This window comes from Sphingomonas bacterium, from assembly GCF_028292945.1.
Taxonomy (GTDB): Bacteria; Pseudomonadota; Alphaproteobacteria; order Sphingomonadales; family Sphingomonadaceae; genus Sphingomonas.
Genome location: NZ_JAQGLJ010000044.1, coordinates 1 through 19929 on the forward strand (window position 1 = coordinate 1; position 19929 = coordinate 19929).

Below are 19929 nucleotides of genomic sequence, written 5' to 3' on the forward strand. Positions count from 1 at the left end.
TGCGCGCCGCCGCGTACGACACCCCCGCCCGCTTCGCCGCGCGCGGCAACGCGCCCGTCGCCGCCAGCGCATCCGCCAGCGCGAGCAGCCGCGGCGACAGGCAATAGGCGCGGGACAGGAGGGCGAGACGATCCACGGCCCTGCTTCTACCCAGCCGCCCACCGCGACGCCCGCGAAAATGGAGCTGTCCGACAACGAATCGTATCGGTTAGCGCCCCGCGCCATGATCAACCGCACCCCGGTCCCGCGCGGCCAGCGCTCCGCCCTGCCCCCCTTCGCCCCCGTGCCACGCGCCACCGCGGGCCACGACGGCAGGCGGGTCTCAGCAAAGTAATACTTTGCTGGGTGCCCTCGACCTCCGAACGCCAGCTCGCCTTGATCGAGGCGCTCGCCGACACCGGCTCCGTCACCAGCGCCGCGCGGCAGGTCAACATGACGCCCGAGAACGCCTACCAGCTGCGCCGCCACCCCGCCGCCTCGCCCGCACGCCGGCCGTGCTCGCGCCGAGACGCTCGGCTAGCTCCCGGATTGCTGACGCAATCCGCTCCCTGGCCTCTCTGCGCTAACCATCATCCCCCATCCGCAACGCCGCGATGAACGCCTCCTGCGGGATGCTCACACTCCCGTACTCGCGCATCTTCAGCTTGCCCTTCTTCTGCTTGTCGAGCAGCTTGCGCTTGCGGGTCGCGTCGCCGCCATAGCATTTCGCGGTCACGTCCTTGCGCATCGCGCTGATCGTCTCGCGCGCGATCACCTTGCCGCCGATCGCGGCCTGGATCGGGATCTTGAACAGGTGGCGCGGGATCAGCTCCTTCAGCCGCTCCACCATGCCGCGCCCGCGCACTTCCGCGGTGCCGCGGTGGACGATCATCGACAGCGCGTCGACCGGCTCCTCGTTGACCAGGATGCCCATCTTCACCAGGTCGCCGGTGCGATAGCCGATCTGGTGATAGTCGAAGCTGGCATAGCCCTTCGACAGCGACTTCAGCCGATCGTAGAAGTCGAACACCACCTCGTTCAGCGGCAGCTCGTAGGTCACCTGCGCGCGGCCGCCGACATAGGTCAGGTTCTTCTGGATGCCGCGCCGGTCCTGGCACAGCTTCAGGATCGAGCCGAGATACTCGTCGGGCACATACAGCGTCGCCTCGATCCACGGCTCGGCGATCGTGTCGATCTTGTTGGGCTCGGGCATGTCGGCGGGGTTGTGCAGCTCGATATGCCCAGCCCCATGCGACAGCTCGATCTGGTAGACCACGCTGGGCGCGGTGGTGATCAGGTCCAGGTCGTATTCGCGCGTCAGCCGCTCCTGGATGATCTCCAGATGCAGCAGCCCCAGGAACCCGGCGCGATACCCGAACCCCAACGCGGCGCTTGTCTCCATCTCGAACGAGAAGCTGGCGTCGTTCAGCCGCAGCCGCGAAATACTCTCGCGCAGCCGCTCGAAGTCGTTGGCGTCAACCGGGAACAGCCCGCAGAACACCACCGGCTGCACCTCCTTGAAGCCCGGCAGGGCCACCAGCGCGGGCCGCTTGGCATCGGTCAGCGTGTCGCCGACGCGCGCCTGCGCCACGTCCTTGATCTGCGCGGTGATGAAGCCGATCTCGCCCGGCCCCAGCTCGGTCAGCTGCTCGATCTTGGGGCGAAAGCACCCCACGCGGTCGACCAGATGGACGGTGCCCGCCTGCATGAACTTGATTTGCGCCCCCTTGCGCATCACCCCGTCGATCACGCGCACCAGGATGACGACGCCCAGATACGGGTCGTACCAGCTGTCGACCAGCATCGCCTTCAGCGGCGCGGCCGCGTCGCCCTTGGGGGCTGGGATCTTGGCGACGATCGCTTCCAGGATCTCGGTGATGCCGATCCCCGACTTGGCCGACGCGAGCACCGCTTCGGACGCATCGATGCCGATCACGTCCTCGATCTCGGCGCGCACCTTTTCGGGCTCGGCGGCGGGCAGGTCGATCTTGTTGATGACGGGCACGATCTCGTGGTTGTGCTCGATTGACTGGTACACGTTGGCGAGCGTCTGCGCCTCCACCCCCTGCGCCGCGTCCACCACCAGCAGCGCGCCCTCGCACGCGGCGAGCGAGCGCGAGACCTCGTAGGCGAAGTCGACATGCCCGGGCGTGTCCATCAGGTTGAGCTGATAGCCCTTGTAATCGAGCCTGACGGTCTGCGCCTTGATCGTGATCCCCCGCTCGCGCTCGATGTCCATGTTGTCGAGCACCTGCTCCGACATCTCGCGATCCGTCAGCCCGCCGGTCGCCTGGATCAGCCGGTCGGCCAGCGTCGACTTGCCATGGTCGATGTGCGCGATGATCGAGAAATTGCGGATGCGGTCGAGCGGAGTGGCGTGGGTCATACCCGCGCGCCGTTAGCACCGCCTGCGCCCAAGCCAAAGCGCAGCACCACCTTGCGGCACTTGTAAGTGATCGCGGGCGCGCTTCGCCGGTCTGTCGGCTTATGCAACGACGGCGGAACCGCACCATGAAGCTCATCACGCACGGCACGCTTGTCGCGATCACGCTCGTCCTCGCCCACCCGGCGACGGCGCAGCTCACGCGCCGCGTCGAGTTCCGCGGCGATCCTGCCTCCGAGACCGCGACGGCGGTAAAGGTCCCCAACCTCGATGCGCTGCGCGGCACAAGAAATCGTCTACAGGCCCAGCACGCAGGAGGAGAAGCGGCAGGACTGTGTCTCGGTCGCCCATCGCATCGCGCCGCCGCCGCCGGCCAAGCAGGAGGCGATCGCCGACCGGCTCTATGCACGCGGGGTCGCCGGGCTGCAGGCGCAGGGGCTGACGGTGCACGGCCCCGCCGAGACCGCACAGCTTAAGCCGTGGTCGAAGGTGTCGAAGAACGTCAACGCCGCGCCCGGGCTGATCGAGCGTCCCAGTGGTCGGACCCGCATCGTCAGCGCCGGACATCTTCCTGCAACGGCTCACCGGAAACTGGTGACCGGCCGGCGCTAGCGGATCGCCTGCGCCGCCTCGATCGCGGCGAGCGCATTGAGATAGCGGCGCGACCCCTCGCCGCTCACCAGCGCCCAGCGGACGCCACGCCGGATCAGTTCGCGCTTCGACAGCTCGAAGAACCGCCATCGCGCGTCCTCGCTGCCGAACATGCGTGTTCCGTCGTCTTCCCAGGGCAGGTCGATGTCGAACAGCAGGTACAGGTCGGCGGTGTTGGTCCAGCGATCGAACCACGGATCGCGCCGGCCGAACAGCATCTCCGCCCATACCGCCGTCATCAGCGGGTCGGTGTCGAGGATGACCGGCAACCGTTGTTGCGCGACCGCCGCCTGCGTCTTCGCGTCGTGCGCTTGGGCGATCACCAGAAGGTCCGCCATCGTCAGGTCGGTCCCGAACGTCTCGCAATAGGTACGGCCGAACTCGGCGATGCACTGGCTGTCGAAGTGGCGCGCGAGCCGGGGCGCCATGGTCGACTTGCCCGTGCTCTCCGGCCCGTGCAGGCAGATGGTTCGCAGCTTCATACGGCAACCTGGCTCGTCACGTCACGAGCCCTGCTCCATTGCCGCAAACCCCAGATCGCCAGCACCAGAAACAGGATGTAAAGGATCATCGTCGGCCACAACCGATTGGCGGCATAAAGGCCGATCGACAGCACGTCCACGAGGATCCAGACCCACCAGCTTTCGAAACGTCGCTTGATCATCAGGAGCTGCGCGGCGACGCTGAGGATGGCAACGGCCGCATCCCACCACGGGAACGCGGCGTCGGTGAAACGGTGCATCAGCCCGCCCCAGACGGCGATGGCCAGTCCCGTCCCTGCCGCCCATCCGATCCGCGCCCGAGCCGACATCTCGCCAATCACCACCTCCCCGGCCACCGCGCGGACCCGGGACCAGGCGACCCAGCCATAGACCTGGATGGCGAAGAAGAAGAGCTGCAGCGACGCGTCGCTGTACAGTTTGGCCCGGTAGAACACGACCGCGTAGAGCGTCACCATCGCCAGGCCGAACGGATAGTTCCAGATGCTGCGGCGCACGACCAGCGTCACGTTGATCAGCCCGAACAGGCTGGCAAGCACCTCCAATCCGTTCACGACACGCCCGCCACGACACCGCGCCCGGTGTACCAGTCGCGCACCGGTTCGGGCAGCAGACGCCGGTGCCGCGCCGCAGAGATGTCGCAAAGCAGCTGATGCCCGGCATGCGGCGGCATGAATTTGCCCAGAACAAAGCCGTAGCCGGTGCCGTCGCCCGTCATCGCGCCGACTTAGCGGTGCTTGCCCCGCCTCGCCAGTCCGCTAGGCTTGCGCGAAACGGAGAGGTCTTCGATGCGTCATGTCGCGGTGATCGGGTCGGGACCCGCTGGCTATTACACCGCCGAAGGGTGCGCGAAGCTGTTCGGCGATCAGGTCCGCGTCGACATCGTCGATCGGATGCCCGTTCCGTATGGCCTGATCCGCACCGGCGTCGCGCCCGATCACCAATCGATCAAGGCGGTGTCGCGCCGCTACGAGGCCACCGCGCTGGGCGACAACGTGCGCTTCGTCGGCAATGTCACGGTCGGCATCCATGTCACGATCGCCGAGTTGCTCGACCTCTACGATGCCGTCGTGCTCGCCACCGGCGCGCCGGCCGACCGGCCGCTCGGCATCCCCGGCGACGACCTGCCGGGCGTGATCGGCTCGGCGGCATTCGTCGGTTGGTACAACGGGCACCCCGACTTCTCGGGCCTGCAGCCCCCCTTGCATGGGCCTGGCGCGGTGATCGTCGGCGCGGGCAACGTCGCGCTCGATGTCGCCCGCATCTTGGCGAAGACGGGCGACGAATTCGGCGGGTCGGACATCGTCGGGCACGCGCTCGATCACCTCGGCGGTGCGGCGCTGGATCATATCTCCATCCTCGCCCGGCGCGGCCCGCATCAGATCGCCATGACGCCCAAGGAGCTCGGCGAGCTGGGTCATCTGACCCGTGCGACGCCGCGCGTCGATCCCGCCGACCTGCCGCCGATCGAAGCGGACGCCACGCTGGAGCCGGGCGTGCGCAAGTCGGTCGCCCACCTGCGATCCTTTGCGACCGGCGCGGCGGCCAAGCCGATCACGCTCGACTTCGACTTCTACGCCATGCCGATCGCGATCGAAGGTGATGGTCGGGTCGAGCGGGTCATCGTCGAGCGCACCGGGATCGATGCCGAAGGCCGCGCGTCGGGCACGGGCGAGACCTATGCCGTTCCCGCCGGGCTGGTCGTCGCGTGTATCGGTTATCGCACGCCACCCATCGAGGGGGTGCCCTATGACGCGAAGCTCGGCCGGTTCGCCAACACCGACGGGCGGATCGGGCCGGGGCTGTATGCGGTCGGCTGGGCGCGGCGTGGACCGACCGGGACGATCGGCACCAACCGCCCCGACGGGTTCCTGATCGCCGATCACGTCGCTGCGGACACGCTCGCCGACAGTGGGAAGACCGGCCGTGCCGGACTCGATCAGCTGTTGACCAGCCGTGGCGTCGACGTCGTCACCTTTCGCGATTGGCAGAGGATCGAGCAGGCGGAGATCGCCGCCGCCCGCGCGGGATCACCGCGCGAGAAGTTCGTCGCGGTGGATGCCATGCTGGCGGCGCGGAGCTGACCCACTTCCGACTTGAACAACCGGGACCGCCTCGCTAGGCGCGGTGCCGCAATGTGTCGGGGCGTGGCGCAGTCTGGTAGCGCACTGGTCTCGGGGTCCAGGGGTCGGAGGTTCGAATCCTCTCGCCCCGACCATTGCGTAGCCGGCACGCCCGCAGCGTAGCTGCGAGCGAGACCGGCAGGCACGGCCGGCGGGTCGGCTAAGCCGAACCCGTCCGATGCCCGAACCCGTCCGATGCCCGAATGCGTCCGACGCCACGGCGCGGCTTCGCCGCGACGCCCCCTTCTGTCATCCCACCTTGGAGCGGCGCGCGACCTTCGCCGCCTTCTGCGCCGCGATCCGCCTGCCCTTTCGTACGCCCAGCTTGCGCCCCAGCCACAGACCCAGCACCCCCGCGCCCGCCAGCCACGCCCGGCTCCGTCGCACAGGACTAGGCACGGGCGAAACCCCAGCTACCGACGCCCCCGGTTCGCCTGCCGCCGCCCCCCCCGCGACATGATCCGCCGACCAAGCCCCCCGCTCACCCAGCGGCTTGTCCGCGCCCACCGTCGTGTCGGCGGCAGTCTGATGCTCCAGTTCAGAGTTCAGCTCGGCCCCGAACAGCAGCACATAAGCAGACAGGTACAGCCAGGTCAGCAGCACCACCACGGTCGCCAGCGAGCCATAGGTCGCGTTGTAATTGCCGAACTTCGACACATAGATCCCGAACCCGATCGTCAGCAGCAGCCACAGCACCGCCGTGAGCAGCGACCCCGGCGTCAACCACACCCATTTGGCCGAGTCCCGCGACGGCCCCCAACGGTAGAGCGAGGCAGCGCCCGCCGCGCCAGCGGCGCCGAGCGCGGCGTAGCTCACGATCTTGCCCAGCACCTCGCCCCAGCCAGGCAGCGCCGGAAACAGCGTGTCCAGATGCCCCATCGCACCGATCGCGATTGTCGCCACGATCGCCACGACGACCGCCACGACAGTCATCGCGAGCGCCAGCAGGTTCAGCTTGATGAAGCCGCGCTTCTCCTTTTCCTCGTAAGCGATGTTCAGCGCGGTGATGATCGCGCCTGCCCCCTGCCGCGCACCGAACAGCGCGACGCCGAGCGCCAGCAGCAAGCCGAAACCCTTCTTGTCCCCTGAGGTAGTGACCACATTTAGCAGCTGCTCCCCCACCAGCTTGGCCGCGTCCGCCGGCATCACGGTGGTCAGTTCCTGGACATGGCTCATCACCGTCGCCGGCTCCGCGACCAGGCCATAGCTGAGCACGATCGCGCCCAGCAGCGGCACCATGGCCAGGAACGCGTAAAACGCGACACCGGCCGCGATCAGTCCGACATTGTCATCGCCCGCCTCTTTCCAGCTGCGGATGAGGACCTCCTTCCACCCGGCCAGCGACATGGCCCATGGACTGGCGGCATGCGTGGTGGTCGGGCTGGCGGTCGAGCCGGCGGGGGTGGTGACTGTCATTAAGGCCCAACGCCGCTGCCGGCCGTTGCGCTCCCGGATCACCCCGCTAAGCGGCATCATGGCAGATGAAATCGGATCGGCCGTTGTGATCGGCGCATCGGGCGGGATCGGTGCCGCGCTGATCGCGGCGCTGTCCGAAGAGGGTGTTCAGGTGCGCGGCTTCGCGCGGTCCTTCGGCGGGGCGGATCATATCGATCTCGCCAATGAAGCCAGCATCGCCGCAGCGGCTGCTGGCTTGGGCGTCGCGCCTTCGCTGGTGGTCGTCGCCACCGGCCTCCTCCACGACGGCGACGCTGGCCCGGAAAAGGCGATGGCCGGGCTCGATCCAATCTGGCTCGCGCGCCAATATGCGGTCAACGCGATCGGCCCGGCCCTGGTCGCCAAGCACTTCCTGCCCGCGCAGCCGCGCACCGGCCGCACCGTCTTCGCGGCGCTGTCGGCGCGCGTGGCGAGCATCGGCGACAATCGACTGGGTGGCTGGTATGGCTACCGCGCCAGCAAGGCCGCACTGAACCAGTTCATTCGCACGCTCAGTGTGGAACAGCGCCGCCGCAACGACCGCTCGATCGTCGTCGGCCTGCACCCCGGCACCGTCGACACCGCATTGTCGCGGCCGTTCCAGTCCGCCGTCGCCACCGACCAGCTGTTCGCGCCGGACCGCGCCGCCGTGCAGCTGCTCGACGTGCTCGACGGCCTGCGTCCGGCCGATAGCGGCAAGCTATGGTCCTGGGACGGGGCGGAGATCGCGCCATGAAGTCCATGCTACCGGCATGCCGCCGGTTACCGGTTCGGACAGGCCGGTGAGGCTGCGCACGATCTGGTCTGCCGTGCGCCGCGCCGGCGGGTGGATCTGGCGCGGCAAGGCGGTTCCTGCCCAGCCGGCCCCGGTTGCGCCCTCCTTCACCCCTGGTCCCCCCCACTCGGCCGGCATGGGGACGATCAGGGGCGCGCCGGTGACGCTGCCCCCGCTGGCGCCATTACTCCCGGCTGCCAGCGTCGGCGTGTCACCTGCGGTGATGCTCGATCCCGAACCGGTGACGGACCGTCGCACGGCGCTGCGGCGCAATGCCGTGTTCCATCTGTTCGACCGAGCCGGGCTGGGCCCACCTCCCCTGCTCCTATGGTCCTTCATCGCCAGCGACGATGTCGGGCGTGGCGTGGAGTCCTTCCTGCGGGTCACCGGCACGGACCGCGAGCCGAGCCGGCTCGACGACCTGTTGCGGGCGGAACCGGGCCTGCGTCGCGCTGCGGCGGGCGAGCGGTCGGCGTGGTTGGCCGATCTGCTGTCCGGCGATCCGGCCAGGTTCACGGCGGCGGCGGCATCCGCGCGTCGCGTGACGCGGTCGCGTCTGGACGAGCACTGGCCCGCCGACCTGATCCCAGCGTCGCGACCCGAGCAGGCCCATCTCGCCGATGACCTCGCATCCGCGCTCGGCGACCACAAGGATCATCGCGCCGCACTGCTCGCTCACTGGCCCGATGCCTGGACCTCCAGGACCGAGGGCGATCAGGTATGCGCGGCGATCGCGGCGTTCGAGGCCGCCGAGGTGACCGCGCTCGCGTCGTTGACCGACGGGCGGGATGGCAAGACCGCGCTGATCACCATGCAGGCCGCCAACATGGACCTCGAAGCACTGGCGGCGCGCGCGAGCGGCACGGCCGGATCCGGGCCGGTCACGCCGGTAGACACCGCCGCGCTGGATGCGGCCACCGCCTGGCCCGAGGCGCTTCGGGAGTGGCGCGCGCTGCGCTGGCAGCACCACCCGGAGCGCCCCGAGCTGGATGACGCCGTGCGTGCCGAGCGTCGACGTCGCTGCGCTGTCATCGATCGCGCGCTCGACCGCCGCGAGCGGCTATTGCGTACTGGGACGCCGTAGCCGCAGCTCGATGCGGCGGCGGTTCTGCTCGTCGGCCGCGCGCGCGCCGTCGGTGACCCGATCGCCAGGCCGCACCAGCGGCCCGGCCGACATTGGTATGATCACATAGGCTTCGCCAACACCGGCCTTTCTCAACGCGCGCGCCACGGCGACGGCGCGGGCCATGCCCAGGCCAACGTTGTCGCCGACTGTCGGCTCGACCGCCCCGCCGCGCAACCACGGGATCAGCGTGCGATCGAGATTGCTCCGGCCCGAGCCAAGCGGCACCTCGTCCGTATGACCGACGACCTCGATGATCGGCGGCGCGTGCCGTCGCCACGGTGCATTACGCCAACTGCGTCGTGGGTGATCTCAACGAGTCCGGCCTGCTCGTGTCCGATCAAGCTACGGTCGCCATGATCGACGCGGACTCCTTCGAAGTGGAAGCCTCCGGCCGCCGATTTTTGTGCGCAGTCGGCAAGGACGATTTTACCGCGCCCGAGTTCGCACTCGATCAGCTCGGCAAGCGCGAACGGACGCGCAACCATGATGCGTTCGGGTTGGCGGTGCTGATCTTCCACCTGCTGTTCCTGGGGCGTTCTCCGTTCGGCGGGATTGGACCGAAGGGTGATCTCGAGCTTCGGCCAGCGATGGAGCAGCATTGCTTCGCCTTCAGTCTGAAACGCGACACCGGCGTACGACCGCCGCCGGGCACGCTGACGCTGGCCGACCTGTCGCCCATTCTGGCGGCTCAGTTCGAGAGTGCCTTTGCTCCCGTGGGTCGGGTCGGACTGCGGCCGCGACCCACCGAATGGGTGGACAGTCTGGATCGATTCGAGCGCGAGCTCATTGCGTGCCGGCGCCGGCCCTTACATCGCTTTCACCCCGCCGCTGGCCAATGTTCGTGGTGCCGCATCGAAGCCGAAACAGGGCGCGATCCGTTCTGATCCGCTCGGGCGAGCGCATCGCGTTCGCGTGACATAGCGAGCCATCCGGGCTAGAAGTTCGGCACCTATTCCCTGTCCGAAAGACCTGCCTTGGCCGACGAGACCATCCTCGCCGAACCCGCCGATATTCCTGCGGAAAGCCCGACGATCTCGATCGTCGACGAGATGCGATCGAGCTACCTCGATTACGCGATGTCCGTCATCGTCGCGCGCGCACTGCCCGACGTGCGCGACGGACTGAAGCCGGTTCACCGTCGCATCCTCTACTCCGCACAGGAGAGCGGCTTCGTCGCCGGCCGTCCGTACCGCAAGTCCGCGCGCCTGGTCGGTGACGTGATGGGTAAATACCATCCGCACGGCGACAGCTCGATCTACGACGCGCTCGCCCGCATGGCGCAGGACTGGTCGATGCGCGTGCCGCTGATCGACGGTCAGGGCAATTTCGGCTCGATGGACCCCGATCCCCCCGCCGCGATGCGTTATACCGAAGCACGGCTGGCAAAGGTCGCGAACAGCCTGCTCGGCGACCTCGACAAGGACACGGTCGACTTCCAGCCCAACTACGACGGCTCCGAACGTGAGCCGTCGGTGCTGCCAGCGCGCTTTCCCAACCTGCTCGTCAACGGGGCGGGCGGCATCGCGGTCGGCATGGCGACGAACATCCCGCCGCACAACCTGGGCGAGGTGATCGACGCCTGCCTGGCGATCATCGACAATGGCGCGATCACGACCGAGGAACTGCTCGAAATCGTTCCCGGCCCGGATTTCCCGTCGGGCGCCATCATCCTGGGCCGCATGGGCACGCGCTCCGCCTACGAGACCGGGCGCGGCTCGGTCATCGTCCGCTCGCGCTACGAGATCGAGGAAGGGCGCGGCGACAAACGTTCGATAATCCTCACCGAAATCCCCTTCCAGCAGGGCAAGAACGCGCTGGTCGAGAAGATCGCGGAAGCCGCCAAGGACAAGCGCGTCGAAGGGATCACCGACGTCCGCGACCTGTCCAATCGCGAGGGCGTGCGCATCGTCATCGACCTGAAGCGCGACGCGACGCCGGAGGTGGTGCTGAACCAGCTATGGCGGCACACGCCCGCGCAGGGGTCGTTCCCGTGCAACATGCTCGCCATCCGCGGCGGGCGGCCCGAGCTGCTCAACCTGCGCGACATCCTGACCGCGTTTATCAAGTTCCGCGAGGAGGTCATCACCCGCCGCTCCAAGTTCGAGCTGGCCCGTGCACGCGAGCGCGCCCACATCCTGCTCGGACTGGTGATCGCGGTCACCAACATGGACGAGGTCGTCCGCATCATCCGCGGCTCCGCCTCGCCCGCAGAGGCGCGCGACAAGCTGCTCGCGCGCGAATGGCCGATCGCCGAGATCCGCCCCTACATCATGCTGGTCGAGGCGATCGAGCCGCAGGCGGAGGCGGAAGTCTATCGCCTGTCAGAGCTGCAGGTGAAGGCGATCCTGGAGCTGCGCCTCAATCGGCTGACCGCGTTGGGTCGCGAAGAGATCGGCGACGAATTGAAGGTGCTCGCCGGTTCGATCGCGGCGCTGCTCCACATCCTCGCCGATCGCGGGCGCCTCTACGAGGTGCTGCGCGAGGAGCTGGAGGCGGTGAAGGCGGAGTTCGCCACCCCGCGCCGCACGCAGATCGTCGCCGCCGCGGACGGTATCGAGGACGAGGACCTGATCGAGCGCGAGGAGATGGTCGTCACCGTCACCGTCGAGGGCTATATCAAGCGCACGCCCTTGGAGGCGTTCCGCGCGCAGAAGCGCGGCGGCAAGGGTCGCGCCGGGATGGCCACCAAGGACGAGGATGCGATCACCTCGCTGTTCGTCACCTCGACCCACACGCCCGTCCTGTTCTTCTCTACCGCCGGCAAGGTCTATCGCCTCAAGGTCTGGCGCCTGCCCGAGGGCGGGCCGGCGACGCGCGGACGGCCGATGGTCAATCTGCTGCCGCTCGAAGCGGGGGAGACGATCTCGACGGTCCTGCCACTGCCCGAGGACGTGACGAAGTGGAGCGAGCTCCACGTCATGTTCGCCACCGCCAACGGCACCGTTCGGCGCAACTCGATGGACGCGTTCGCCAACATCCCGCGCGCTGGCAAGATCGCGATGCGCTTCGCCGACGAGGACGGTAATGGCGAGCCGGACGACCGGCTGATCGGCGTGTCCTTGCTGACCGAGACCGACGACGTCCTGCTCGCGACGCGGCAGGGTCGCGCCATCCGCTTCAACGCGACAGACGTGCGCGAAGTGAAGAGCCGAACATCGACGGGCATGCGCGGCGCGCGGCTGCGGCCGGACGACGAGGTGATCTCACTGTCCGTGCTCAGGACCTTCCATGCCACGCCCGACGAGCGCGAGGATTATCTGCGCCACGCCCCCTGGCGCGAGCGCAATGCCGACGCCCCGCCGCCCCCGCCCCGCCAGATGTCCGACGAGCGGTTCGAGCAGTTCCGCGCCGCGGAGGAGTTCATCCTGACGATCTGCGCCAACGGTTACGGCAAGCGCTCGTCGGCGTACGAGTACCGCCGCATCGGTCGCGGTGGGCAGGGCATCACCAACATCGGCAATCTGGAGCGCAACGGCCCGGTCGTCGCGAGCTTCCCCGCGCATGCCGGCGAACAGCTGATGCTCGTCACCGACCAGGCCAAGCTGATCCGCCAATCCGTCGGCGACACGCGCGTGATCGGGCGCGGCTCGGCGGGCGTGCGGCTGTTCAATGTCGCCGACAACGAACACGTCGTCTCGGCCGCACGCATCGACGAGGAGGACGAGGCGCCCGCCAACGACGCGGAGGCGCTGATCGCCGCCGAACTGCCGGACGGCGACGCGCTCCCTGCCGACGATGCACTGACGCTGGACGACGGCACCGGCCCGCAGACGATGGACGAACGTGTCGAGGAAGAGGATGACGGCGAATGAGGGACGTGATCGCCTTCAAGGTGCTGACCGCCGCCGAGCTGGCAACGCTGGAGCGCGACGGTCGCTTCGCCGGCTCGGCCGCGGACCTGCGCGACGGCTATGTCCACCTCTCGACCGCGGCGCAGCTCACCGCCACGGTCGACAAACACTATGCCGGCCAGACCGACCTGCACGTCGCGGAGGTCGATCTCGACGCGTTGGGTGAAGCGATCCGCTGGGAGCGGGCACGTGGCGGCGATGACTTCCCCCACCTGTATGGCGACTTGCCGCTCGACGCCATCGTCGCCTACTCGCCGCTCGCACGCGATGACGATGGCGCGGTCAGGCTCCCGGTCGCCGGCTAGGCGTAAAGGTCGACGATCTCCGCCCCCTCGCCCACCGCCGCCAGCAACAGCGTCCGGTGGCAGTGACAAGGATCGCGCTCGAAGCAGAGCAGCGCGCTGGGCTGTTCCGCCACCAGCTCCATCATGATCGCCGCCTGCGCCTGCGCCTCCGGCAGCTCCAGCTGGTCGGCGTAAACAGCCCGTAGCGTCGCGACATCGCCCTTCTTCGCCGCATCGCGACCCGCCTTGGGCGTGCCGAGCGCCTTCAGGTGCCGATAGCCGATGCCGACCTCCGCCAGCCCCGCGGCGAGCGAGGTCTTCGAAAAGCCCGGTCGCCGCGACAGCGGCAGCGCGCGGACGTCGATCACCCGCCGCACACCGGCAGCCCGCAGCGCTGCAATTACCTCGGCCACCGTCGCCGCCTCATAGCCGATCGTGAATATCCGCACTCCGACCTTCTACCGCAGGCGGACATGATCGTCAGCGAGTTTCGTGGTTTCTGTCCTTACAGAACAAGGTGAGTCGATGACGCTGTACGATCGTCCCGACGCCAAGGCCTTCATTCTCCATCGGGGGGAGATGGGCACGCAATGGGGCGTCAATCGCTCGGTCGCGCAGATCCATGCGCGGCTCTACCTGTCCGAGCGGCCGATGCACGCCGAGCAGATCACCGACACAAGGTGAACGGCTGGCTGGCTGAGCAGAAGGCGCTGCCGGCGTGACACGCTCGTCGCGGCTGCGGTCCGCCCGTGCGACGACACGCCGCCTTCCGCATGACGCCGCCCTGCTCCCCGTCTATAGCCCGGCCATGCCCATGCACGACATCCACATCATCGGCGGTGGCCTGGCCGGCTCCGAGGCCGCCTGGCAGCTCGCCGAGGCCGGTCACCGCGTCCGCCTGTCTGAGATGCGCGGCTCCGGCGAGAGCACGCCCGCGCACCACACCGACAGCCTCGCGGAGCTGGTCTGCTCCAACTCCTTCCGCTCCGACGACGCGGACAGCAATGCGGTGGGGCTGATCCATCAGGAGATGCGCACGCTCGGCTCGCTGATTCTGCGCGAAGGCGACCGGCACCGCGTTCCGGCCGGTTCCGCACTCGCCGTCGACCGCGAAGGCTTCGCCGCCGCCGTCACCGCGGCGCTCGCCGCGCACCCGAACGTCGAGATCGTCCGCGAGCGCGTGGATGCGCTGCCGGACGGCCCGACGATCATCGCCACCGGCCCACTCACCGCCCCCGGTCTCGCCGAGGCGATCGGCGCCGCCACCGGACGCGACCAGCTCGCCTTCTTCGACGCCATCGCCCCCATCGTCCACCACGAGTCCATCGACATGGACATCGCGTGGATGGCGGCGCGCTGGGACAAGGGCACCGCTGAGGGGGGCGGCAAGGATTACATCAACTGCCCGATGACAAAGGAGCAATACGCCACCTTCCACCAGGGCCTGCTCGACGGCGAGAAGACCGAGTTCCGCGAATGGGAGAACGTTCCCTATTTCGAGGGCTGCATGCCGATCGAGGTCATGGCGTCGCGCGGCCTCGACACGCTGCGCTTCGGCCCGATGAAGCCGGTCGGGCTCGACGATCCCAAGACCGGCCGCTGGCCCCACGCCGTCGTCCAGCTGCGCCAGGACAACGCGCAGGGCACGCTGTGGAACATCGTCGGTTTCCAGACCAAGCTCAAGCACGCCGAGCAGGTCCGGCTGTTCCGCACCATCCCCGGCCTGCAGAACGCCGAGTTCGCGCGGCTTGGTGGGCTGCACCGCAACACGTTCATCCGCTCGCCCGAGCTGCTCGACCCGACGCTGCGGCTGCGCTCCCGCCCCAACATCCGCTTCGCCGGCCAGATCACCGGCTGCGAGGGTTACGTCGAGAGCGCCGCGATCGGCCTGCTCGCCGGGCGATTCGCGGCGGCGGAGCTGGCCGGGCGCGACCTCGCGCCGCCGCCGCCGGAGACCGCGCTGGGCGCGCTGCTCAACCACATCACCGGCGCGGCGGTGGCCGACACCTATCAGCCGATGAACGTCAATTTCGGGCTGTTCCCGCCGATCACCGAGTCCGGAAAAGGCGGCCGCAGGAAAAAGGCCGACCGCAAGCGCCTGTACACCGATCGCGCCCGTGCGGCGTTGGCGGGATGGCTTAGCCCTCCTCCTCCGCCGGAGCAGCCTGGACCGGCGGACAATTCACCCGAGCCCGCGGCTTACGCTTGACGGCAGTGGTTGCGAACTCGGTCGCGCTCATCGCGCCGGACTTGTCGCGATCCGCGCCGCCGAACTTGGTGGTCGCCTTGATCGCCCATTCGTCGAACGACAGCCGGCCGTCGCCGTTGGTGTCCAGCTTGGCATAGGCCTTGCGCCGTTGCGCGAGATACTCGTCGCGCGTGATCGCGCCGTCGCGATCCTTGTCGTACCGCCCGAACCGCCGCTCTTCGCGCGTCTTGGCGGAGGCTGCGGGTACGCGGTCGGGCAGCGTCTGCACGTCCACGTCCTGCTCTCCCACCGGCGCGGCGGCGGGCGCGGGCGGCAGCAGCGCTCGCTGCGTCGTCTGCCCCCCGAACGCCATCATGCCCGCGCCAGCCAGCGCCAGCGCCGCGCCCGCACCCACCAGATACCGCCACATCGTCCGCTTTCCCCCGTTGCCGCGCTGCAAGGCTAGAACTTGATTCAGCCCAGACCAAGCCCTTCGCCGGCGGAAGCCGGGGCCAGTTCGCGGCGCGGCTGACTGGGTCCCGGCTTCGGCAGGGAAGGGGCTGGCTTAGCTACCTGGGAGCAAAGGCCAACGCCCCGAACGCGCGACGCAACCGACTACCATCCCGTGAGCCGATGCATCAGCAGCCGCCCGACCCGGCGCGGGCTGCCCGGCCGTGTCATTCCCGCCACATCGAAGCGCGCCAACAAAGCCAGCGCACCCAGCGCCCGCGACTCGCGCGACCAAGGCTGTCGAAACGCGGCAGCGAACCGCTCGCTCGCCAACGGGCGAGCCGCGTCCAGCAAAGCCGGGCGTTCCTGCGCGAGCGTGGCAAGCGCCCAGCCCTCCCCCGCCTGCCCGATCCGCTCATCCACCGGACCGCCAAGCACCCGCGCCGCGGCAAGGAACAGGGTCCGGCCCCGCTCCTTCGCGAACGCCTCCAAGTCCACCTCTTCAGGCTCCAGCAACCGCGCCCAGGCGTCGACGACAACCTCCAGGTCCACCCCGCCCACCCCGGCGGGCAGCACGAGGGACGCGACTGACGTCAACACCGGCTCGGCAGGGCACGGCGCGGTATCCAGCCGGATCAGGGCGTCTCCCCACCAGGTCAGCCGCATCAGCCCGATCGTCGGATCACGCGCCGCGCGCACGATGTCGCGCAGCCGGTCGTCGAGTGCGAACAGCGCCGCCAGCCCGTCGCGGGCATGGGCGGGCGCATAGCTCAACGCAAGGGCGCGCTCAGGATCCATTTTACCGCCGCGTTAACCTCATTCCGCTACCCCCGCTTATCGCGTCGACGCGCATGGCGTCACGTTGAAACCCGTCTTTGCGGACGGTCGGGGACAATCGGCGGCATGAACGACGGCACCTTCCTCCAACGCTTGCGGCGCGACACGCGCGGCAACACGCTTGCCATCATGGCGGCGACGCTTGTTCCGCTGTGCGGCGTCGTGGGTGGCGGCATCGATGTCGGCCGCATGTACATCGCCAAGACGCGGCTGCAACACGCCTGCGACGCGGGCGCCCTCGCCGGGCGCAAGGCGATGGGCGGTGGTACGTGGGCGCAGACGGTCAACGGGGTCGCCGAATACCCCCGCGTATCGGCCGAGCGCTTCTTTGACGCGAACTACAAGGCTGGCTCCTACGGGTCCGCCGATCTGGCGAAAAGCTTCACCGAAGCCGGAGGAAAGGTTTCCGGCACCGCATCGGTCAATCTGCCGATGACGCTGATGCGGGTCTTCTCGATCGACACGCAGCCGCTGTCCGTCACCTGCGCCAGCGAGATGCGTCTGCCGAACACAGATATCATGTTCGTCCTCGACACTACCGGGTCGATGGCGGAGACGCCCACGGGCGACACCCAGACCAAGATGGCGAGCCTCAAGGTCGCGGTGAAATGCTTCTACGAGATCGTCGCGAAGCTCGACACCGCAGCCAACTGCACCACCGGCGCGCCCGCGGGTGGCACGGGTTCGCAGACGCAGATCCGCTTCGGGTTCGTGCCCTACGCGACCAACGTCAACGTCGGCTATCTGCTGAAGCCCGAATGGCTCGCCGACAGCTGGAAATATCAGTCGCGCGAACCGGAATGGACGGCGACGACCACTTACACCTACCCACCGTACTCGGGCACCCCGGGTCCGTCTTCGAGCACCACGGGAACGTGGAGCGCCTACGCAAATAGCTCCACCACGGGGCAGACGACCAGCGCACAGACCTGCACGGCGCCGGCGGACGACCAGTCGCAAAGCTCCAGCACGACCAACTCGGCGGTCGCGCAAAGCGGCACAACGCGCACCTACACCAGCACCACGACTGTCTCGACAACGTACAATCGCTATACGTCGTCTTCGGTGCAGAGCGGCTACGGTTCCGACCGGCGCTATTATTGTCAGATCAAGAAGAGTTCGAAGACGGATACCAGCACAACCTCGACCAACTATTCGTCGCAGGGGGTGCCCACGACCACCAACAGCTTCAGCCGCTGGCACTACGGTCAGATCGCGCAGAACATCGCCGGGCTGAAGAACGGCACGTCCTGGAACTCCGGTATCACCCTGCCGATCGGCAGCAGCGGAACAGCCAAGTACATCGGCTGGGACGGCTGCATCGAGGAGCGCGAGACGGTGCGGGCGAGCAGCTACAACCCGATCCCTAGCGGCGCCTACGACCTCAACATCGATCTGGTCCCGACGTCCGGCACGGCCAGCAGCCTGTGGGGTCCGGCGCTGCCCGGCATGCTGTACGCGCGCAAGGACAGCAGCGGCAACTACACACTCACCGACCAGTACACGGCCACCGAATACACCAACGATTCCAGCTATTCCTGCCCCACGGCCGCCAAGAAGCTGCAGGCCTGGACCAATGCATCCCTCTTCGACAGCTATGTCGATTCGCTGAGCCCCAGCGGCAACACCTACCACGATATCGGGCTGATCTGGGGTGGCAGGCTGATGTCGCCGACCGGCATCTTCGCGTCGGAGAATGCGCTTACGTCCGCGGGCGGCGCCATCGAGCGCAACCTGATCTTCATGACGGACGGCGACCCATGCACCAGCATCGCCAACTACCAGGCCTATGGCTTCCCTTATTACGATCGACGTCAAACCGATCCGGCCGCAGTCCCCAGCGACGGCTGCACCACCAATGGCACGCTCACCCAACAGGTGAACGCGCGTACCGAGGCCCTGTGCTCCGCGATCAAGAACAAGAACATCACGCTGTGGGTGATCACCTTCGGCACGCTGGATGCGAACACCAACACGCGGATGACGAACTGCGCCTCGCCCGGCCGCTACTTCTCGGCGACCAACGCGGCCACGCTCCAGTCGACGTTCCAGTCGATTGCCAACCAGATCTCGCAATTGAGGCTCACGCAATGATGCGCCGGTCGTTCCGCCGGCTGCGCCGCGACTGCCGCGGCGCGACGATCGTCGAATTCGGCTTCGTCGCACCGGTCATGGCGCTGTTCCTCGTCGGCGCGTTCGACATCGGGCACACCTTGTACATGCGCGGCGTCCTGCAAGGCATCGTGCAAAAGATGGCCCGGGACTCCAGTCTTGAAACCGGCACCAGCGCGTCGGCGCAGACCGCGTTCAACAATCGGGTCCGCGACCAGGTGCTGGCGCTTCACAAGGGCGCGGCGGTCACCTTCAGCCGGCGCTTCTATCGCACCTTCTCCGCCGCCGCCGCCGCGCTGGCGGAGGTGTGGACCGTCGATACCAACGGCAACGGCGTCTGCGACGCGGGCGAGCCGTTCACCGACCGCAACAACAACGGCGTCCGCGATCTCGACGGCGGCGACAGCGGCCAGGGCGGCGCGATGGACCGGTCGCTCTACACCGTCACGGTGAACTATCCCCGCATGCTGCCGCTCGACAAGTTCATCGGCGGCTCCGGCACGACGAAGATCACCGCCAGCACCATCCTCCAGAACCAGCCCTACAATGATCAGGGCAGCTATGGCGCGGCGACGACGGGATATTGCCCATGAGGCGGGTTCGTCGCTTCGCGGTCCGGCTCGCCCGCGACACCCGCGGCCTGGCGCTGCTGGAGTTCGCCTTTTCCGTGCCGATCCTGCTGCTGCTGAGCCTGACGGGCGCGGAACTGCTCAACTACACCACCACGCGGATGCGCGTGAGCCAGATGGCGCTGCAGATCGCCGACAACGCCGCGCGCATGGGCAAGGGCACTCAGATCACGGCCAAGGTCATCAGCGAGACCGACATCAACGACCTCTTCACCGGCGCGCAGCTGCAGTCGGGCGAGCTCAACCTCAACGCCAACGGCCGCGTCATCCTCTCCGACGTCGAGCCGGTCGCGAACCCCAACACGACGGGCAAGTACAAGATCGCCTGGCAGCGCTGCTACGGCTCGAAGACGACCCATTCCTCGAGCTACGGAAGCTCGGGCGACACGGACCTGGCCGGAGTCGGACCCGCCAACCAGCAGATCACCGCGCAGGACGACAACGCGACGATGTTCGTCGAGGTCTACTATGTCTACACGCCGATCATCGCGCTCTCGCGCGCGCCCAGCACGACGATGATCGAAGTCGCCTCGATGGCGGTCCGCGACCGCCGTGACCTGACCCAGATCTACAACACGGAAAACGCGCCGATCGCGACCTGCTGAGG

Annotated in this window: 20 protein-coding genes and 1 tRNA gene; 13 read left to right on the forward strand and 8 right to left on the reverse strand. The window is 68.0% G+C overall.

The window, feature by feature from the left end; genetic code table 11:
• Positions 1-562: 562 nt before the first annotated feature.
• A complete protein-coding gene (lepA, locus tag JWN21_RS05390) occupies positions 563-2365 on the reverse strand; it encodes a translation elongation factor 4 (RefSeq protein ID WP_299647032.1) in 1803 nt (600 codons plus the stop codon).
• Between the two features lie 267 nt (positions 2366-2632).
• On the opposite strand from lepA, the gene JWN21_RS05395 reads away from it, so the two are divergent.
• Positions 2633-2974, forward strand: a complete 342-nt coding sequence (locus tag JWN21_RS05395; protein WP_299647034.1) for a hypothetical protein — start codon at positions 2633-2635, stop codon at positions 2972-2974.
• Here JWN21_RS05395 and JWN21_RS05400 read toward each other — a convergent pair.
• On the reverse strand, positions 2971-3495 hold the full coding sequence (locus JWN21_RS05400) for an ATP-binding protein (protein WP_299647036.1): 525 nt from the start codon (positions 3493-3495) through the stop codon (positions 2971-2973). The genes JWN21_RS05395 and JWN21_RS05400 overlap by 4 nt on opposite strands.
• Positions 3492-4067 (reverse strand): nicotinamide riboside transporter PnuC, encoded by a 576-nt coding sequence (pnuC, locus tag JWN21_RS05405; protein WP_299647038.1) that lies wholly within the window; start codon positions 4065-4067, stop codon positions 3492-3494. Before pnuC ends, JWN21_RS05400 begins: the two co-directional genes overlap by 4 nt.
• A gap of 234 nt (positions 4068-4301) precedes the next feature.
• Between pnuC and JWN21_RS05415 the strand changes: the two genes are divergently transcribed.
• Together JWN21_RS05415 and JWN21_RS05420 are read left to right on the forward strand one after the other, a co-directional pair.
• Positions 4302-5597: an FAD-dependent oxidoreductase gene (locus tag JWN21_RS05415; protein ID WP_299647042.1), complete on the forward strand. Its 1296-nt coding sequence runs from the start codon at positions 4302-4304 to the stop codon at positions 5595-5597.
• 57 nt (positions 5598-5654) lie between these two features.
• Positions 5655-5731 (forward strand) — tRNA-Pro (locus JWN21_RS05420).
• Positions 5732-5885: 154 nt separating this feature from the next.
• Here the strand turns inward: JWN21_RS05420 and JWN21_RS05425 are convergent.
• Positions 5886-7052: a YihY/virulence factor BrkB family protein gene (locus JWN21_RS05425; RefSeq protein WP_299647044.1), complete on the reverse strand. Its 1167-nt coding sequence runs from the start codon at positions 7050-7052 to the stop codon at positions 5886-5888.
• A gap of 58 nt (positions 7053-7110) precedes the next feature.
• Between JWN21_RS05425 and JWN21_RS05430 the strand changes: the two genes are divergently transcribed.
• Positions 7111-7806 carry an SDR family NAD(P)-dependent oxidoreductase gene (locus JWN21_RS05430; RefSeq protein ID WP_299647046.1) on the forward strand — a complete coding sequence of 232 codons (696 nt, stop codon included), beginning with the start codon at positions 7111-7113 and terminating at the stop codon, positions 7804-7806.
• 175 nt (positions 7807-7981) lie between these two features.
• Positions 7982-8929 (forward strand): hypothetical protein, encoded by a 948-nt coding sequence (locus JWN21_RS05435; protein WP_299647048.1) that lies wholly within the window; start codon positions 7982-7984, stop codon positions 8927-8929.
• On the opposite strand, the gene JWN21_RS05440 is transcribed toward JWN21_RS05435, so the two are convergent.
• A complete protein-coding gene (locus JWN21_RS05440) occupies positions 8906-9196 on the reverse strand; it encodes a hypothetical protein (protein ID WP_299647050.1) in 291 nt (96 codons plus the stop codon). The genes JWN21_RS05435 and JWN21_RS05440 overlap by 24 nt on opposite strands.
• A gap of 74 nt (positions 9197-9270) precedes the next feature.
• On the opposite strand from JWN21_RS05440, the gene JWN21_RS05445 reads away from it, so the two are divergent.
• The 3 genes from JWN21_RS05445 to JWN21_RS05455 all read left to right on the forward strand — a co-directional run bounded on the left by JWN21_RS05445 (position 9271) and on the right by JWN21_RS05455 (position 13127).
• Positions 9271-9855 carry a hypothetical protein gene (locus tag JWN21_RS05445; protein ID WP_299647052.1) on the forward strand — a complete coding sequence of 195 codons (585 nt, stop codon included), beginning with the start codon at positions 9271-9273 and terminating at the stop codon, positions 9853-9855.
• A 90-nt stretch (positions 9856-9945) separates the two neighbouring features.
• Positions 9946-12783, forward strand: a complete 2838-nt coding sequence (gyrA, locus tag JWN21_RS05450) for a DNA gyrase subunit A (RefSeq protein ID WP_299647054.1) — start codon at positions 9946-9948, stop codon at positions 12781-12783.
• On the forward strand, positions 12780-13127 hold the full coding sequence (locus tag JWN21_RS05455; RefSeq protein ID WP_299647056.1) for a DUF952 domain-containing protein: 348 nt from the start codon (positions 12780-12782) through the stop codon (positions 13125-13127). Before gyrA ends, JWN21_RS05455 begins: the two co-directional genes overlap by 4 nt.
• On the opposite strand, the gene JWN21_RS05460 is transcribed toward JWN21_RS05455, so the two are convergent.
• Positions 13124-13555, reverse strand: a complete 432-nt coding sequence (locus JWN21_RS05460; RefSeq protein WP_299647058.1) for a DUF488 family protein — start codon at positions 13553-13555, stop codon at positions 13124-13126. The genes JWN21_RS05455 and JWN21_RS05460 overlap by 4 nt on opposite strands.
• A gap of 76 nt (positions 13556-13631) precedes the next feature.
• On the opposite strand from JWN21_RS05460, the gene JWN21_RS05465 reads away from it, so the two are divergent.
• Positions 13632-13790: a hypothetical protein gene (locus JWN21_RS05465; RefSeq protein WP_367182915.1), complete on the forward strand. Its 159-nt coding sequence runs from the start codon at positions 13632-13634 to the stop codon at positions 13788-13790.
• Between the two features lie 124 nt (positions 13791-13914).
• Positions 13915-15315 carry a methylenetetrahydrofolate--tRNA-(uracil(54)-C(5))-methyltransferase (FADH(2)-oxidizing) TrmFO gene (trmFO, locus tag JWN21_RS05470; RefSeq protein WP_299647060.1) on the forward strand — a complete coding sequence of 467 codons (1401 nt, stop codon included), beginning with the start codon at positions 13915-13917 and terminating at the stop codon, positions 15313-15315.
• On the opposite strand, the gene JWN21_RS05475 is transcribed toward trmFO, so the two are convergent.
• Both JWN21_RS05475 and JWN21_RS05480 read right to left on the reverse strand, forming a co-directional pair.
• Complete coding sequence (locus JWN21_RS05475; protein WP_299647062.1) at positions 15245-15724, reverse strand: EF-hand domain-containing protein; 480 nt, start codon at positions 15722-15724, stop codon at positions 15245-15247. The two genes, trmFO and JWN21_RS05475, sit on opposite strands and share 71 nt — an antisense overlap.
• A 185-nt stretch (positions 15725-15909) precedes the next feature.
• On the reverse strand, positions 15910-16542 hold the full coding sequence (locus JWN21_RS05480) for a squalene/phytoene synthase family protein (protein WP_299647064.1): 633 nt from the start codon (positions 16540-16542) through the stop codon (positions 15910-15912).
• Between the two features lie 105 nt (positions 16543-16647).
• On the opposite strand from JWN21_RS05480, the gene JWN21_RS05485 reads away from it, so the two are divergent.
• Genes JWN21_RS05485 through JWN21_RS05495 form a run of 3 tightly spaced genes read left to right on the forward strand, consistent with a single transcriptional unit; the run spans position 16648 to position 19927 of the window.
• The gene (locus JWN21_RS05485) at positions 16648-18675 is read left to right on the forward strand and encodes a pilus assembly protein TadG-related protein (protein ID WP_299647066.1); all 2028 of its coding nucleotides are present in this window, start codon (positions 16648-16650) and stop codon (positions 18673-18675) included.
• A complete protein-coding gene (locus JWN21_RS05490) occupies positions 18675-19286 on the forward strand; it encodes a TadE/TadG family type IV pilus assembly protein (protein ID WP_299647068.1) in 612 nt (203 codons plus the stop codon). The genes JWN21_RS05485 and JWN21_RS05490 overlap by 1 nt, the downstream gene beginning before the upstream one ends.
• Entirely contained in the window at positions 19283-19927 is a 645-nt protein-coding gene (locus JWN21_RS05495; protein ID WP_299647070.1) for a pilus assembly protein, read from the forward strand. Before JWN21_RS05490 ends, JWN21_RS05495 begins: the two co-directional genes overlap by 4 nt.
• The last annotated feature ends 2 nt before the right edge of the window (positions 19928-19929 follow it).

Bases quoted from the DNA above. Each gene is read 5' to 3' on its own strand.
- lepA (WP_299647032.1), bottom strand. From the start codon at position 2,365: ATGACCCACGCCACTCCGCTCGACCGCATCCGCAATTTCTCGATCATC.
- JWN21_RS05395 (WP_299647034.1), top strand. From the start codon at position 2,633: ATGCGCTGCGCGGCACAAGAAATCGTCTACAGGCCCAGCACGCAGGAG.
- JWN21_RS05400 (WP_299647036.1), bottom strand. From the start codon at position 3,495: ATGAAGCTGCGAACCATCTGCCTGCACGGGCCGGAGAGCACGGGCAAG.
- JWN21_RS05415 (WP_299647042.1), top strand. From the start codon at position 4,302: ATGCGTCATGTCGCGGTGATCGGGTCGGGACCCGCTGGCTATTACACC.
- JWN21_RS05425 (WP_299647044.1), bottom strand. From the start codon at position 7,052: ATGACAGTCACCACCCCCGCCGGCTCGACCGCCAGCCCGACCACCACG.
- JWN21_RS05430 (WP_299647046.1), top strand. From the start codon at position 7,111: ATGGCAGATGAAATCGGATCGGCCGTTGTGATCGGCGCATCGGGCGGG.
- JWN21_RS05435 (WP_299647048.1), top strand. From the start codon at position 7,982: ATGGGGACGATCAGGGGCGCGCCGGTGACGCTGCCCCCGCTGGCGCCA.
- JWN21_RS05455 (WP_299647056.1), top strand. From the start codon at position 12,780: ATGAGGGACGTGATCGCCTTCAAGGTGCTGACCGCCGCCGAGCTGGCA.
- JWN21_RS05465 (WP_367182915.1), top strand. From the start codon at position 13,632: ATGACGCTGTACGATCGTCCCGACGCCAAGGCCTTCATTCTCCATCGG.
- trmFO (WP_299647060.1), top strand. From the start codon at position 13,915: ATGCCCATGCACGACATCCACATCATCGGCGGTGGCCTGGCCGGCTCC.
- JWN21_RS05475 (WP_299647062.1), bottom strand. From the start codon at position 15,724: ATGTGGCGGTATCTGGTGGGTGCGGGCGCGGCGCTGGCGCTGGCTGGC.
- JWN21_RS05480 (WP_299647064.1), bottom strand. From the start codon at position 16,542: ATGGATCCTGAGCGCGCCCTTGCGTTGAGCTATGCGCCCGCCCATGCC.
- JWN21_RS05485 (WP_299647066.1), top strand. From the start codon at position 16,648: ATGAACGACGGCACCTTCCTCCAACGCTTGCGGCGCGACACGCGCGGC.
- JWN21_RS05490 (WP_299647068.1), top strand. From the start codon at position 18,675: ATGCGCCGGTCGTTCCGCCGGCTGCGCCGCGACTGCCGCGGCGCGACG.
- JWN21_RS05495 (WP_299647070.1), top strand. From the start codon at position 19,283: ATGAGGCGGGTTCGTCGCTTCGCGGTCCGGCTCGCCCGCGACACCCGC.